General features: G+C 65.2%; 12 protein-coding genes. 3 read left to right on the top strand and 9 right to left on the bottom strand.

The annotated features are described in order from the left end of the window. Nucleotides 1-17: 17 nt before the first annotated feature. From AB4Z51_RS01455 to AB4Z51_RS01420, 8 genes are all read right to left on the bottom strand, one after another. On the bottom strand, nucleotides 18-809 hold the full coding sequence (locus AB4Z51_RS01455; protein WP_085405254.1) for a fumarylacetoacetate hydrolase family protein: 792 nt from the start codon (nucleotides 807-809) through the stop codon (nucleotides 18-20). An 88-nt stretch (nucleotides 810-897) separates the two neighbouring features. Continuing rightward, entirely contained in the window at nucleotides 898-1,716 is an 819-nt protein-coding gene (locus AB4Z51_RS01450) for an alpha/beta fold hydrolase (protein ID WP_441496897.1), read from the bottom strand. After that, the gene (locus tag AB4Z51_RS01445) at nucleotides 1,716-2,504 is read right to left on the bottom strand and encodes an SDR family oxidoreductase (protein ID WP_441496896.1); all 789 of its coding nucleotides are present in this window, start codon (nucleotides 2,502-2,504) and stop codon (nucleotides 1,716-1,718) included. The genes AB4Z51_RS01450 and AB4Z51_RS01445 overlap by 1 nt, the downstream gene beginning before the upstream one ends. Nucleotides 2,505-2,513: 9 nt before the next feature. Continuing rightward, on the bottom strand, nucleotides 2,514-3,485 hold the full coding sequence (locus AB4Z51_RS01440; protein WP_441496895.1) for a Bug family tripartite tricarboxylate transporter substrate binding protein: 972 nt from the start codon (nucleotides 3,483-3,485) through the stop codon (nucleotides 2,514-2,516). Between the two features lie 40 nt (nucleotides 3,486-3,525). After that, nucleotides 3,526-4,962: an MmgE/PrpD family protein gene (locus AB4Z51_RS01435; RefSeq protein WP_085405258.1), complete on the bottom strand. Its 1,437-nt coding sequence runs from the start codon at nucleotides 4,960-4,962 to the stop codon at nucleotides 3,526-3,528. A 17-nt stretch (nucleotides 4,963-4,979) separates the two neighbouring features. Continuing rightward, a complete protein-coding gene (locus AB4Z51_RS01430; protein ID WP_441496894.1) occupies nucleotides 4,980-6,434 on the bottom strand; it encodes an MmgE/PrpD family protein in 1,455 nt (484 codons plus the stop codon). Then, the gene (locus AB4Z51_RS01425; RefSeq protein ID WP_085405260.1) at nucleotides 6,424-7,458 is read right to left on the bottom strand and encodes a PdxA family dehydrogenase; all 1,035 of its coding nucleotides are present in this window, start codon (nucleotides 7,456-7,458) and stop codon (nucleotides 6,424-6,426) included. The genes AB4Z51_RS01430 and AB4Z51_RS01425 overlap by 11 nt, the downstream gene beginning before the upstream one ends. Before the next feature lie 18 nt (nucleotides 7,459-7,476). Beyond that, the gene (locus AB4Z51_RS01420) at nucleotides 7,477-8,754 is read right to left on the bottom strand and encodes a cation:dicarboxylate symporter family transporter (RefSeq protein WP_244623167.1); all 1,278 of its coding nucleotides are present in this window, start codon (nucleotides 8,752-8,754) and stop codon (nucleotides 7,477-7,479) included. A gap of 167 nt (nucleotides 8,755-8,921) precedes the next feature. On the opposite strand from AB4Z51_RS01420, the gene AB4Z51_RS01415 reads away from it, so the two are divergent. Together AB4Z51_RS01415 and AB4Z51_RS01410 are read left to right on the top strand one after the other, a co-directional pair. Beyond that, a complete protein-coding gene (locus tag AB4Z51_RS01415; protein ID WP_085405262.1) occupies nucleotides 8,922-9,890 on the top strand; it encodes a LysR family transcriptional regulator in 969 nt (322 codons plus the stop codon). Then, nucleotides 9,887-11,425 carry a hypothetical protein gene (locus AB4Z51_RS01410; protein WP_441496893.1) on the top strand — a complete coding sequence of 513 codons (1,539 nt, stop codon included), beginning with the start codon at nucleotides 9,887-9,889 and terminating at the stop codon, nucleotides 11,423-11,425. Before AB4Z51_RS01415 ends, AB4Z51_RS01410 begins: the two co-directional genes overlap by 4 nt. A 6-nt stretch (nucleotides 11,426-11,431) precedes the next feature. On the opposite strand, the gene AB4Z51_RS01405 is transcribed toward AB4Z51_RS01410, so the two are convergent. Further along, nucleotides 11,432-12,733 (bottom strand): MFS transporter, encoded by a 1,302-nt coding sequence (locus tag AB4Z51_RS01405; RefSeq protein ID WP_085405264.1) that lies wholly within the window; start codon nucleotides 12,731-12,733, stop codon nucleotides 11,432-11,434. A gap of 375 nt (nucleotides 12,734-13,108) precedes the next feature. Here AB4Z51_RS01405 and AB4Z51_RS01400 point away from each other — a divergent pair, with 375 nt between their 5' ends. Next, complete coding sequence (locus tag AB4Z51_RS01400; RefSeq protein WP_441496892.1) at nucleotides 13,109-14,323, top strand: ABC transporter substrate-binding protein; 1,215 nt, start codon at nucleotides 13,109-13,111, stop codon at nucleotides 14,321-14,323.

Raw genomic sequence — 14,323 nt, 5'->3', positions numbered from 1 at the left:
CGGGGAGAGGTAAAGAACTACACGATCTTGATCGACATATCCGGCAGGCCCTCGAGCTTGCACAGCAGAACGTCGCCCTTCACCACCGGGCCGACATTCTCCGGCGTGCCGGAATAGATGACGTCGCCGGCCTTCAGCTCGAACGCTTCGGAGAGCTTTGCGATCTGCTCGGCAACGCTCCAGATCATCTTGCTGAGATCCGAGTTCTGTTTCACCGTGCCGTTGATCGCGAGCGAAATGGCGCCCTTCTCGAAGTGGCCGGTTTTGCTCACGGGGTGGATAGGGCCGATCACCGCGGCGTGGTCAAAGCTCTTGCCGATCTCCCAGGGCTTCTTCTCCGCGGCCATGCCGTTCTGGAGATCGCGCCGGGTCATGTCGAGGCCGAGCGCGTAGCCATAGACGTGATCGAGCGCCTTGTCGGCCGGGATGCTGATGCCTCCCGATTTCAGCGCGGCGACCAGCTCGACCTCGTGATGATAGTTCTTGGTCAGCGACGGATAGGGGTGGTCGGCAACCTCGCCGATCGCGACGTTCTGGATCGCGTCCGTCGGCTTCTGGAAGAAGAAGGGTGGCTCGCGGTTCGGATCCGACCCGCGCTCGATCGCGTGCGCGGCATAGTTGCGGCCGATGCAGTAGATGCGGCGGACCTGGAACACCTGGGTCTCGCCGACGATCGGAATCGTGACCATCGGCACCGGGAAGATCGGCTTCGGTCCGGCCTGCGCGGCGGCCGGCGCCGCCTCAGTAAGGCCTGCCGCTGTCATCGCGGCTGCGGCCGTGAGCACGCTGCGTCGCGTGGTTTTTGTCATGGCTTCACTCCCTGATATTTGCCGTTTCTTGTCGAACGGTAGTCTTAGAGCCAAATGCGGGGCGGGCCAATGGCCCGCCCTGTACGTCTTAAGTCGCGACGCGATCGAAGAACGCGCGAACTTTTTGCGCGCACGCGTCCGGGTCAGTCGCGGCGACGTGATAGGAATCGCCCGGTAGCACTTCCAGCTTCGAGCCTGGAATCGTTTCCTGCCATGCCTTCACGGAGGCGACGTCGCCGAGACCGGAGCCGGTCGTGGTGATCACCAGCGCCGGGCGCTTGATGGACGGAAGCTCGCCGGTGACATCGACCGTCGGCACCATCTGCAAAAACGCCTCCAGCGTCGAAGCCTTGGTCTTCGACATCAGCTTGATCCACCAGTCCAGCGCCGCCGGCGGCAGCGACGAGCCGAGCCGGCCGGCCGTGGTCTCGCGCACCCAGGGCTCGACGCCCTGCTCGCGGATCTGCTTGCGCCAGGTCGGCGCCCGCTCGTTGAACGAGGTGAGCGAGGCCGGCGCACCGACCGCGGCGACTGCGATCACGCGATCCGGGTGTTTTGCGGTCAGGTGCATCGCCAGGGTGCCGCCGATCTTGCCGCCAACCAGGAAAACGCGATCGAGCTTCAGCACGTCCAGCATCCGGATGATGTCGTCGCCAAGGCCTGCGAAGCGATAGACATAATCGCCCTGCATCGGCGTCGAATCGCCGTAGCCGCGCAGATCCGGGCGCACCACGAGGTGATGCGTGGCGAAATAGGGCACCCAGCGCCGGAACGCCTCGCCGCTCTCGGCGAGCCCGTGCAGCATCACGACCGGCGGTTTGACGTCCCATGGCAGCAGATAATCATCGATGCGAACCGCAAGCTCGCAATCCTCGYTGACACCGATCTTCCGCAGTTCGCTACCCATCAGATACACCTCGTTCCGCCGCCATCGACATTGATGCAGGTACCAGTAATGAAGGACGCGCGGTCTGAACAGAGGAACGCGACGATGCCGGACACCTCGTGCGGCTGCCCGACGCGGCCGAGCGGAACCGAGGCGATCGCCGCAGCATTGGTCGCGCCCTGATCTTGCCCGGCGATCGCCGCACCTTGAGAGATGAGGCTGTCCCAGCGGTCGGTCTGCACCGGTCCGGGATTGACGCCGGTGACCAGCACATTGTCGGGCGCGCATTCCTCGGCGAGCGCCAGCGTGAAGTTCAGCAGCGCCGCGTTGACCRCGCCGCCCGCCATATAGGCCGCGCGCGGCTGGTGGCCGCTGCGGCCGATGATGTTGATGACGCGGCCCCAGCGGCGGTCGCGCATTTCCGGCAGGACATTGCGCGCACAGCGCATGTAGCCGAGCAGCTTCAGCTCGATCGATTTGGCCCAGGTCGCATCCGGCGTCTCCGCGATCCGGCCCATCGGAGAGGCGCCGGCGTTGTTGACGAGGATATCGATGCGGCCGAAGGCCTCGCGCGCGGTGGTCATCGCTCGCGCGATGTCGTCGGGCTTGGTCATGTCGCCGGCACAGGCGATCACACGCCGGCCGGTGTCCCGCGACATTTCCTGTGCTGACGCCGAAAGCCGCTCGGCATCGCGGGCGACGATGACGACATGCGCCTGCTCGCGCGCGAGTTCGGCGGCGATCGCGCGGCCGATACCGATGCTGCCGCCGGTAACGACGGCAACCTTGCCGCCCAGATTGAGATCCATGACGCTACCCTAATCCACTGTGGCGCCGGACGCCTTGACGAGCTTGCCCCACTTCGTGGTTTCGTCCGCCATGAACTGCCCGAACGCCGGCCCAAACACCGCGCCGGGCTCGGCGCCAAGCTCGGCAAGCCGCTTCTTGACGTCGGGCATCTTCAGAATGGTCTCGAGCTCGCCGCTCAGCTTGGCGAGCGCGGGTGCTGGCGTCTTGGCCGGCGCCACCAGCCCAAACCAGGACGAAGCCTCGAAGCCGGGAATGGTGTCGGCCACGGTCGGCACGTCGGGCAGTGCTTCCGCACGCTTGGTACCAGCAACCGCGATCGCATTGATGGCCCTGCCCTGCACCTGCGGCAGCACCGCCGGCATGTTGTCGAACATGAAGGGGATCTGGCCCGCGAGCAGATCGTTCATCGCTGGCGCGGCGCCGCGATAGGGCACGTGGACGATGTCCACGCCGGCCATGCTCTTGAGCAATTCGCCCGCCAGATGATTCGTCGAGCCGATGCCGGACGAGCCGAAATTGAGCGAGCCGGGCTTCGCCTTGGCCAGCGCGATCAGCTCACCCACGTTCTTCGCCTGCACCGACGGATTGACGACCAGCACAATCGGCACCGAGGCGATCAGCGCCACCGGCGCAAAGGCCTTGGCCGGATCGAACGGTAGCTTTTTGTAGAGGGAGCCGTTGATCGTCAGTGGAGGCGGCGCGGTCAGCAGCAGGGTGTAGCCATCGGGCTCTGCGCTCGCGACCGTCTCGGCGCCGATATTGCCACCGGCGCCGCCGCGGTTCTCAACGAGGAAGGTCTGGCCGTTCCGCTCGGTCAGCTTCTGCGCGACGATGCGGGCGATGATGTCGTTGGACCCACCGGCCGGGAACGGCACGATGATCTTGACGGGTCGGGAGGGATAATCCTGCGCTACCGCGAAGCCGGAGAACAGAACGGCCGCACAGGCGGCCACAAAGGTGCGTCGCATAACCCCGCGCATGGGCACTTCCTTGATGTTTGTCTTGTTGTTGATTGATTCATCACGCCGTCAGCAATGGCCTCAACTTGCCGACGTCGTCAAGCCGTTCGAGATTGCCGATCTGGTCGATCAGCCTCTCGGCCCTGTCACTGCCCAATACCGGTGCAATCAGATCCCGCGTCTTGGCCGCCACTGCTTCCGTGCTCAGCGGATTCTCCTTGGTGCCCGGCGGATACTTCGTGAAGTGCTCGACCTTCCTGCCATCGGTCAATGTCACCTCGACGACAGCACCGCGCGGCGCCGCCGGGTCCATCAGCGCCTTGTCGCCGGCCAGCGTCACCTTGGCGCGCTGCTCCAGGATCTTTGGATCATGCATCAACGCGACGTCGTGACTGTCATTGAACGACACGGCGCCCTTGACCAGCGCGACAGCCGCGAGATGCTGGCAGTTGACGTCTGGCATCGCGCTCTCGCCCACAATTCCCATCGCATCGGTCGGCAGCTTGACTAGAATATTACGCACATTATCTGGCGTGAGGCTGTGCTGCTTGCGCAACGTCAGCATTGCATCCAGGGGCGACTGGATGGGATAGCCGACCGAAAATGTCTTGATCGCCGTCTCCGTGACATAGAAGCGCTTGCCGAGATCCTTCACCATCTCTTCCGGCTTCGGATCGGTCGACAGCGCGATGAAGAGATTGTGGGTGCCATCGAGCACGTCGTCGACGCCGGTGAGGCCCGCTTTCACCATGTCGACCGCCATGACGCCGTTGCGGGCCCCCATGCCGGCAAAGTCGAACGCCTTCTCGATGTGATCGTGATCCTTCACCCAGCTCCACAGGCCGGACACCTGCTGCGACGAATAGGAGATCGCGTAGCGCATTCCCTTTTCATCGAGCCGCGCCAGCGATGCGGCGGCCCCGAGCGCGCCAAACGTCGAGGACGTCCCTTCGGCACTCCGATGCGAACCGCGGACGAGGTCGGGACCCAGAGCGAACAGCAGCCGGCAGGTCAGGTCGTAGCCGAGCGCGACGGCGCGAATGACGTCCTGTCCGCTGCGATGCTCGCGCTCGCCAATCGCGAGTGCAGCCGGCACGACCGAACACCCAGGATGCGCCTTGGTGACGGGCTCGAAATCGTCGGTCTCRTCGGCATGCGCACACATCGCGTTCGCCAACGCCGCGTTGACAGCCGTGGTCCGGAAATCGGAGCCGACGACGGACGCCTGTGCATCGCCGCCGAGGGTGCGCACATATTTCAGCGCCATTTCGCCCGGCCGCATGCGCGAGCCCGAAACCATCGCGCCGAGCGTATCGAGAATGCGGTGCTTGCATTCACGCAGCACCTGCTCCGGCAGCTCCTGGTCGCGCGCGACGACCATGTAGCGGGCGAGACGCTCGGTGACACCTGGGCTCGCCGCGAGAGCCGCACGGCCGCCGGTGGCGACCAAGGCGGCAACCGAACCGGCGGACTGCAGGAAACGGCGGCGTGACGGCATGCTGTTCTCCTCCGCGGTCAGGTTGCGACCGACATCCTTGCGATCTCCGCCGCGTTCGGCAGGTTCTCGACATTCCAGCAGGCGTCCATCACGCGCCGGATCGTCGCAGCAGGGATGATACCCTCTGCAAGGTCCGAGAATTTGGTTTCGAGCTGCTTGTCCGTCATCGGCACCTCGACGCTGCCGATCGCATGCTCGATGTAGCGGTTGAGCTTGCGGCCGTCCTTGAGCACGATGGTGAGATCGACCTGCTCCGGCTTGATGCCGGGTGTGATCACCGGATTCACCTTGCCGCGCAGCGCGACGACGGTCGGATCGGTCACGGCCCGGTCGCTGAACTGCTTCTCGCCGCCGGCGCCCTCGACGATGGCGACCGCGACCGCGTGATAGATGCTGAACTTGCCTTCGAGGCCCGCCTTCGGCGTCTTCTTGCCGGTGAGTTCCAGCACCAGGGGATGGACCTTGAGGTCGACGCGCTCGATCTGGTCCGCAGTCACCTTGCTCTCGTTGCGGAGCTGGATCGCGGCGTCGATCGCCGGGTGCATGACGATGCCGCAGGCGAATGGCTTGTAGGTATTGAGCGCGGCCTCATAGCGTTTGCCGAGGTCGCCGAGGATCTCGTTGTAGTCCTGCTTGGTGCTGATCGTGTTGGCCCAGCCGCGCTTGGCCTCGATCATGGCGTCGGACGAGGTGAAATTCTTCGAGGCCAGGATCGCCGCGAAAATGCCGCTTGATGCGGCACGGCCTGGATTGAAGCTCTTGTTCATCGAGCCGAAGGATTCCCGCAGGCCGACCGGCTGGGATGCGGCCAGTCCGAGCGCCCATGTCATCTGCTGCTCGTTCAGCTTCAACAGCTTGCSGACGGCCGCGGCCGAGCCGAACACACCGGCGGTGCCGGTGATGTGCCAGCCGACATCGTAATGGTTCGGATAGACCGAGTTGCCGATCCGGCACTCGGTCTCGACGCCGAGCACCAGCGCGTTCAGGAAATCCTTGCCCGATACCGGCTGCATCTCCGACAGCGCGAGAATGGCCGACGCCACGGGACCGGCAGGATGGATGATCGTCTTCAGGTGGGTGTCGTCATAGTCGAAGATATGGCTCGACACACCGTTGATGAAGGCCGCGTTCATGATGTCGAACCGCTCGCGCCGCCCGAACAGCGAGGCCTGCTGCGGCCCGGAGAACGGACCGAGCGCCGAGACCGCGATATCGACCGTCTCGTGATGCGATCCGCCGATGGCGACGCCGACCCAGTTCAGCAGCGTGCGCACGCCTTCCTTGCGCACATTGGCCGGCAGGTCGTCATAACTCGCGGTCACGAGATAATGCGCCAGCGCACGCGTCACCTCCTTGGGTGGCGCTGCTGCGGGCGTTGCGGCCGGCGTCTGCGCGAAGGCGGCGTTGGCGCCGACGGTTGCGAGCGGCAGCGCGGCCGCCGCCTGGAGCAGGGTCCTGCGATCAGTTTGCATGGGCAGCCTCCTTGACCTTGATCGATACCAGTTGCGCTGCAAGGCGGACCGCGCTTTCGAGCGCGCCGGTCTTGGCGACGCCCGTGCCGACGATGTCGAACGCGGTGCCATGCGACGGCGTAGTGAAGACGGTCTCAAGGCCCGCCGTGACGGTGACACCGCGGTTGAAGCCGCGCAGCTTGGTCGCGATCTGGCCCTGGTCGTGATACATCGCGACCACGCTGTCGAACTCGCCCGCGAAGGCGCGGATATAGACGGTGTCAGCGGGATATGGCCCGGTGCACGCAATGCCGCGCTTCGCAGCGGCTTCGACGGTCGGTCGGATCATCTCGATCTCGTCGCGGCCGAACAGGCCGTTCTCGCCGGCATGCGGATTGAGCGCGGCGACCGCGATGCGCGGCCTGGCGACGCCAGCCCTCCGCATCATGCGGTCGACCAGCTCGATCGAGTCCGTGATGCTCTCCGGATTGATGCCGTCGAGCGCCTCGCGCAGCGATTGATGCCCGGTGACGCGCGACATCCACTGGCCGTCGAGCACGTTCATCTCAGAGAAGTAAGTCTTATGCCCGAGCAGGCTCGCGAACATCTTGTGCTCGTCGGGGAACTTCCAGCCGCCGTCGAACATCGCGCGCTTGTTGAGCGGCGCGAAGGTAATGGCGTCAACCTCACCCGCCTTGGAGAAGTCGATCGCGCGCGACAGCGTCTCGCCGGTCAGCCGGCCGGACTCGGCGCTGGCTTTGCCGATCGGGAATTTGGCGGGATCGGTGTTGCCGAGGTCGACGAGCTGCACCGTGCCGCGGCCCCAATTGGCCGCCTTGGGCGAGGCAATCCGCTCGACCTTCAGGTTCACGCCGGCATGCGCCATGCCCATCTCGAGCACGCGGGCATCGCCGACAACGACGAGGCGGGCTGCGTCAGCAAGCCGGTCGTCGGAGAGGATGCGCGCGATCTGTTCGGGGCCAATGCCGGTACAGTCGCCAGGGGTCAGCGCAATGACGGGCAGTTCGTTGGTGTTGGTAGCCATATTGAAAGCCTTGGATCCTTACTTCACTGCTTGGATTTGAGCGGCGGACTGGGCCCAGTCCTCGCGGTTGAATTCTCCATCCCACTTCGCGACCACGATGGCGGCGACCGCGTTGCCGATGGTGTTGGTGATGGCGCGCGCCAGCGACATGAAGCGGTCGATGCCGAGCAGCAGCGCCAGTCCCTCCGCCGGCAACCCCGCGGCGATCACCGTCGCGGCGAGCGCGGCGAAAGCGCCGCCGGTGACGCCCGCGGCGCCTTTGCTGGTGAACAGCATCACCACGAACAGGCTCAATTGCTGGCCGGCCGACAATTCGATGCCGTAGACCTGGGCGACGAACATCGTGGAGAGCGGCAGCGTCAGCGCGACACCATCGAGATTGAAGGAATAGCCGGAGGGAATGACGAGGCCAGCGACTGCCCGCCCCACACCCGCCTTCGGCAGCTTCTCCATCATGCCGGGGATGGCAGTCTCCGACGAGGAGGTGCCGAGCACGACGAGCAGCTCGTTGCGCAAGAGGCGCAACAGGTCCATCAGGCGGATGCCGGCGAGACGGCAGATCACGTTGAGAATGACGAAGATGAAGAACGCCATCATCGCCCAGGCGGTGCCGACCAATAGCGCCAGCGCATAGAGCGTGGCGGCGCCGAACTTCGCCACGGTGAAAGCCATGGCACCAAAGGCGCCGATCGGCGCCAAGGCCACCACGACATGCACGACGCTGAAGACGAGTTCGGTGATCCGCTCAAGGCCCGTCCGCAGCGGAGCAGCCTTTTCGCCGAGCAGCAGCAAGCCGATGCCGCACAGAAGCGCGAGCACGAGAACCTGGAGCACGTCGCCGGCCGCGAACGCGCCGACAAAACTCTCCGGGATCATGTGCTGGATGTAGGCTGACAGCGACCCGACATGAGCCTGCGAATAGCGCGCGACGGTCTCGGCCTGCTGCGCGGTGGCATGCGCCACGCCGGCGCCGGGCTGCACCCAGCGCACCACCACGAAGCTGATCAACAGGCAGATCGTCGTCACGGCCTCGAAATAGGCAAAGGCCTTGAGGCCGATTCGGCCAACCGCCTTCATGTCACCGACCTGCGCGATGCCGGTGACCACCACCAGGAAAATCAGCGGCGCGATCGTCATCTTGATCAGCGAGATGAAGGCATCGCCGAGCGGCTTGAGTTCGACCGCGAAGGCCGGAAACAGAGCGCCGAGCAGCGCACCCAGCGCGGCGCCGGCGACCACCAGAACATACTGCTCGCGCCAGAGCGGCTTGCGGCGCCGTTCGGAAACCGGGCTCAATATAGGCTCCGACAGCGGAGTTGCGGCGATCTGCAATTGATTTCCTCCAACGCATCGTCGCGCCATGCGTAGTGGCGCCTTGTTCTGGTTTTGCGCTGTTTACATTGGACCAGCAGCGCCCGAGGCGCTAATGCCGTATCGGTATGATTTGAGGACAAAACCGCATCATGGACCTGGTCTGGCTGGAGGATTTCCTTGCCATCGCCGAGGAAGGCGGGTTCTCGCGCGCGGCCCAGCGACGGCATGTGACCCAGCCGGCGCTGAGCCGCCGCATCAGGTCGCTCGAGGAGTGGCTGGGAACACCGCTGTTCGAACGTTCGACCCACACGATCACGCTGACGCCGGCCGGCGAGAGTTTTCGCCCCGTCGCGGAGGACGTGCTGCGCCGGGTCCTGGTCGGACGCGAGGAAGCGCTCGAAGTGGCGCGGCTGAAGGCCGAGACCATCACCTTTGCCGCCACGCATTCACTGTCGCAGACCTTCTTTCCGGAATGGATTCGCAACTCCGACAGCGCGCGGGCCGACTCGGCCGTTCAGCTCGTCGCTTCGAATTTCGCCGGCTGCGAGAAGCTACTTCTGGATGCGCAGGCCCATTTCATGCTGGCGCACTACCATCCGACGCTGGTGAGCCGGCTCGACATGGACCGCTTCCAGCGCGTCGATCTCGCGACCGACGTGCTGATCCCGATCAGCGCGCCGGCCGCAAAACCGGGCCGCGGTGGACGCAGCAGCAAAAAGGCACAGCCTCGTTATGCCCTGCCCGGCGCATCGGGCGCGCCGCTGCCCTATCTCGCCTATCACCCSGGCTCGGGCGTGGGGCGGCTCGTCACCTCGTTCCTGGCCGCGAAGGATTCGACGGCGTGGCTGGCGCCCGGCTTCGCCGCGCCGGTCATGCTGCTGGTCGACATGGCGCGCGAAGGGCGCGGCGTGACGTGGGCTCCGATGAGCCTCGTCCGCGCCGATCTCGACAGCGGCCGCCTGTTGCGCGCCGGCGGCGCGGATTGGGACATTCCGATCAGCGTCTCGCTGTTCCGCACGCGGGCCCGCATGACCCGGGCGGCCGAGAATTTCTGGAATTCGGTGCGCAAGGGCCGGCCGGGAGGGAAATCCATCGCCCCCGCGCCGCGGACCAGATGACCGTGTCGCGGATCAAGTCGGCCTTCGGACTGCTTCGGCCGCAGATGCTGCTGATGAGCCTGCTCGCTGCCACAACGTTAGACGCGGCGCACGCCGGCGGCGCCTCCATCGCACCCGCCGAGCTGAAGGCGATCGGGACGATCGATGCGCGCTTTCAATCCTACAATATCGAGATGGTGGAGGTAACCGGCGGCTGGTTCTGGAAGCCTTATCCGCGAACAATGCGCGCGCTCGATGAGCGGGATCGTTACGGCGAGAGGCCGCCGATCGATCTTGCCAATGCGCGGCTGCGCAAGCTCGCCGCCGCTTTGGCGCCGGCCTATCTGCGCGTGAGCGGCACCTGGGCCAATGCGACGTTCTTTGCCGACACGGACCATGCGCCAGCCAAGCCCCCGCCGGGATTCAATGACGTGCTCAGCCGCAACCGATGGCGCGACGTCATCGACTTCGCGCGCGCAGTCGACGCGGAGATCGTCACCTCCTTCGCGATCAGTCCGGGCAGCCGCGATGCGGATGGCGTGTGGAAGACCGATCAGGCGCAGCGCCTGATCGACGCGACGCGTTCGCTGGGTGGCCACATCGCGGCGGTGGAATTCATGAACGAGCCGACGCTTGCGGCGACGAACGGCGCACCGCCGGGATATGATGCGGCCGCTTATGGCCGGGACTTCAGGATCTTTCGCGAATGGATGCAACGCGCGGCGCCCGAGACGTTGATCGTCGGTCCGGGTTCAACCGGCGACGCGCCGTTGCCATCCGGGTCGGGCATCACCACGCGCGATCTGCTGGCCGCATCCGCCCCCGGCATCGATCGCTTCTCCTATCATCACTACAACACGCTCTCGCCGCGCTGCGGCGGCCGCGACGATCCGGCGCAGGCGCTCTCCGCGGACTGGCTGGCACGCACCGACGCGACGTTCGCGACCTATCGGGCCCTGCGCGACGCATTCGAGCCGGGCAAGCCGATCTGGCTGACGGAGACGGCAAACGCCGCCTGCGGCGGCAATCCATCGGACAAGACCTTTCTCGACACATTCCGCTATCTCGACCAGCACGGACGCCTGGCGAGGGCCGGCGTCCAGGTGGTGATGCACAACACGCTGGCCGCCAGCGACTACGGCCTGCTCGACGAGGGAACGTTCCGTCCGCGGCCGAGCTACTGGGCTGCGCTGCTCTGGCATCGGCTGATGGGAACGATCGTGCTCGACGCGAACCCGGTCGCCGCGCCAGATCTCCATCTCTACGCGCATTGCCATCCGGGCATGCGGGGCGCCGTGTCCATGCTCGCAATCAACKCGTCGCGGCACGCATCATTGACCCTGACGCTGTCACACCCCGCCGAGCGTTACACGATACATGCGAGGCGGCTGCAAGACGCGACAGTTCAGCTGAACGGCAAGACGCTCGCGCTGAGTGCCGACGACGAACTGCCCCGACTTGAGCCGCGCGCAACACCTGCGGGGGCGATCCGGCTGGTGCCGGCGACCGTCACCTTCCTGGCGTTTCCGGACGCAGCAAACCCCGCCTGCCGGTGACGGCCCTTACGACTTCAGCGCGTCGCGCGCCGTCTCCGGCGCCATCAGCGTCGCGATGATCGTGATGACCGACAGCGCGATGATGTAGACCGACACCGGCCAGTAGGCGCCGGCCCATGCGAGCAGCGCCGTTGCGATCAGCGGCGAGAAGCCGCCGCTCAGCGCCGCCGCGACATTGGCGCCCAGCGAGGCGCCGCTGTAGCGCACCTGGGTGCGGAACAGTTCCGGCATGAACGCCGCCTTCGGCCCGAACAGCAGGGCGTGCGTCAGCGTCATCGTGACGACGAGCGCGAACGTGATCAGCGCCGGCTCCCTGGTGTCGAGGAACCAGAACAGCGGAAACGCCAGCGCCACCGAGAACACCCCGCCGGCGAGATACAGCGCCCTGCGGCCGAAGATATCGGAGAGCCAGCCGGCGAGCGGCAGCGTCGCGAACTCGACGAGCGCGGCATAGACCACCGCGTTCAGGATCACCTGGCGAGGCAGGCCGAGTTTCGTCGTCGCATAGACCACGGTGAAGACGGTGAGGAGATAGGCGAGCCCGACCTCCGACACCGTGATGCCGATCGCGAGCAGAAAACTGCGCCAGTCGCGGCGCAGCACCTCCAGCACCGGCTGCGCCAGCACTTCCTTGCGCTCGACGACTTCCTTGAAATGCGGCGTTTCCGCGAGCTTGAGCCGCACGATGAAGCCGACGCCGACGAGCAGGATGCTGATCAGGAACGGCACGCGCCAGCCCCAGCTCAAAAAGTCCGCCTCGGGCAGTTGCGTCATCAGGCCGAAGATACCGGTTGAGGCGGCGACGCCGACCGGAAAGCCGATCTGAACTAGGCTGCCGTAGAAGCCGCGGCGATCACCGGCGTGCTCGATCACCATCACGACCGCGCCGCTCCATTCGCCCCCGAGCCCGATGCCCTGGACGAAGCGCAGGATGATGAGCAGGATCGGCGCCCAGACGCCGATCTGGCTGTAAGTCGGCAGGCAGCCGATCAGGAAGGTGCCGAGCCCCATCGCGATCATGGTCGCGACCAGCATGGTCTTGCGGCCGAGCCGGTCGCCGTAATGCCCGATGATCGCGCCGCCGATCGGACGCGCCACGAAGCCAACCGCATAGGTCGAGAACGCCACCAGCGTTCCGACGAAGGGATCGAAGCTCGGAAAGAACAGCTTGTTGAAGACAAGTGCAGCTGCCGTGCCGTAGATCAGGAAATCGTACCACTCGATCGCGGTGCCGAGTGCGCTCGCCCACACCACATGCGCCGTCGTCGATCTCTCCGTCGCCGCGGAGACCCCCGTTGCTGCCGTCATGCCCTGCCCCAAAAGATTCCTGGCGGCATCATGGCTAATCGCGATGGCGGTTGCAACCTGCGGAGGTGTGATCTCTGTGCGAGACTACGATGCGAGATTTTGCGCGTCGCTGCTCCCGCACTCCGTCATTGCGAGGAGCTCTTGCGACGAAGCAATCCAGGCTGCCTCCGCGGAGAAAGTCTGGATTGCTTCGCTGCGCTCGCAATGACGGGTGTGGCGGCAGTTGCGCGCACGCCTCCGGCAATGTCTCCCGGGCGACCATGGAACTCATCGACCCCCCTTATTCGCCATTGACAAACTCATTCGTTAATATCTAACTAACCGCCAACTGATAACCGGCCGCGCCAAGCGGCTCATAAAAGAGAGGGATCGACGATGAGAGGGCTTTTGGCCTGCACCTTGCTCGCGGCCATGACTTCGGCTGCCATGACCACGGCGGCGCGCGCGCAAGTCTCCGACGACGCGGTGCGGATCGGCGTGCTGAYGGATCTGTCGAGCTGGGGCCGTGACAACAGCGGGCCGGGGTCGGTCGAAGCCGCCAAGATGGCGGTCGAGGAATTCGGGCCGACCGTACTCGGCAAACCGATCGAGATCATCAGCGCCGACCACCAGATGAAAACCGACGTCGGCGTACAGATCGTGCGCGGCTGGTTCGACAACGGCAAGGTCGACGCCGTCGTCGACATCCCCAACTCCGGCATCGCGATCGCCGTGCACAACATGGTGCGCGAGCGCAACAAGATCGCGCTGCTCTCCGGCCCCGGCGCGAGCTCGCTCACCGACGAGCTGTGCAGCCCGAACACCGTGCACTTCACCTACGATACCTACGCGCTGTCCAAGGTGACGGCCTCCGCCGTGATCAAGGAAGGCGGCAAGTCCTGGTACTTCATCACCGCGGACTACGCTTTCGGCCAGCAGCTCGAAAAGGACGCCACGCGGTTCATCAACGAGATGGGCGGCAAGGTGCTGGGCGGCGTGAAGCATCCGACCAACACAGCCGACTTCTCCTCCTTTGCGCTCCAGGCGCAGAGTTCGAAGGCCGACGTGGTGGCGTTCGCCAATGCCGGCCAGGACACCGACAACGCCATCAAGCAGTCCGGCGAGTTCGGCCTGGTACAGGGCGGCCAGAAGCTGGTCGGTCTCCTGATGTTCGACACCGACGTGCATGCGGTCGGCCTGAAGGCCGCGCAGGGCACCTACATGACAACGGCGTCCTACTGGAACATGGACGAGGCGACGCGCGCCTGGTCGAAGAAATTCTACGAGCGCACCAAGGTGATGCCGACCATGATCCAGACCGGCGTCTACGGTTCGGTGCTGCATTATCTGAAGGGCATCAAGGCCGCCGGCACCGACGACCCCGCCAAGGTGATGGCAAAGATGCGCGAGCTGCCGATCGAGGATACCTTCGTCCATGGCGGAAAATTGCGCGAGGACGGCCGCGTCATCCGCGACATGTATCTCGCCAAGGTGAAATCGCCCGAGCAGTCCAAGGAGCCGTGGGACTATCTGGAGATCGTCAAGACCGTGAAGGGTGAGGACGCCTTCCGCCCGGTCTCCGAATCCAAATGTCCGCTGCTGAAGAAATGA

The sequence above is a fragment of the Bradyrhizobium sp. 2TAF36 genome (assembly GCF_052114925.1).
Classification (GTDB): Bacteria; Pseudomonadota; Alphaproteobacteria; order Rhizobiales; family Xanthobacteraceae; genus Bradyrhizobium; species Bradyrhizobium barranii.
The sequence above is the reverse complement of the archived record's forward strand: the minus strand, read 5'-3'. Positions and strand labels throughout refer to the sequence as shown.

Bases quoted from the DNA above. Each gene is read 5' to 3' on its own strand.
- AB4Z51_RS01425 (WP_085405260.1), bottom strand. From the start codon at position 7,458: ATGGCTACCAACACCAACGAACTGCCCGTCATTGCGCTGACCCCTGGC.
- AB4Z51_RS01455 (WP_085405254.1), bottom strand. From the start codon at position 809: ATGACAAAAACCACGCGACGCAGCGTGCTCACGGCCGCAGCCGCGATG.
- AB4Z51_RS01405 (WP_085405264.1), bottom strand. From the start codon at position 12,733: ATGACGGCAGCAACGGGGGTCTCCGCGGCGACGGAGAGATCGACGACG.
- AB4Z51_RS01440 (WP_441496895.1), bottom strand. From the start codon at position 3,485: ATGCGCGGGGTTATGCGACGCACCTTTGTGGCCGCCTGTGCGGCCGTT.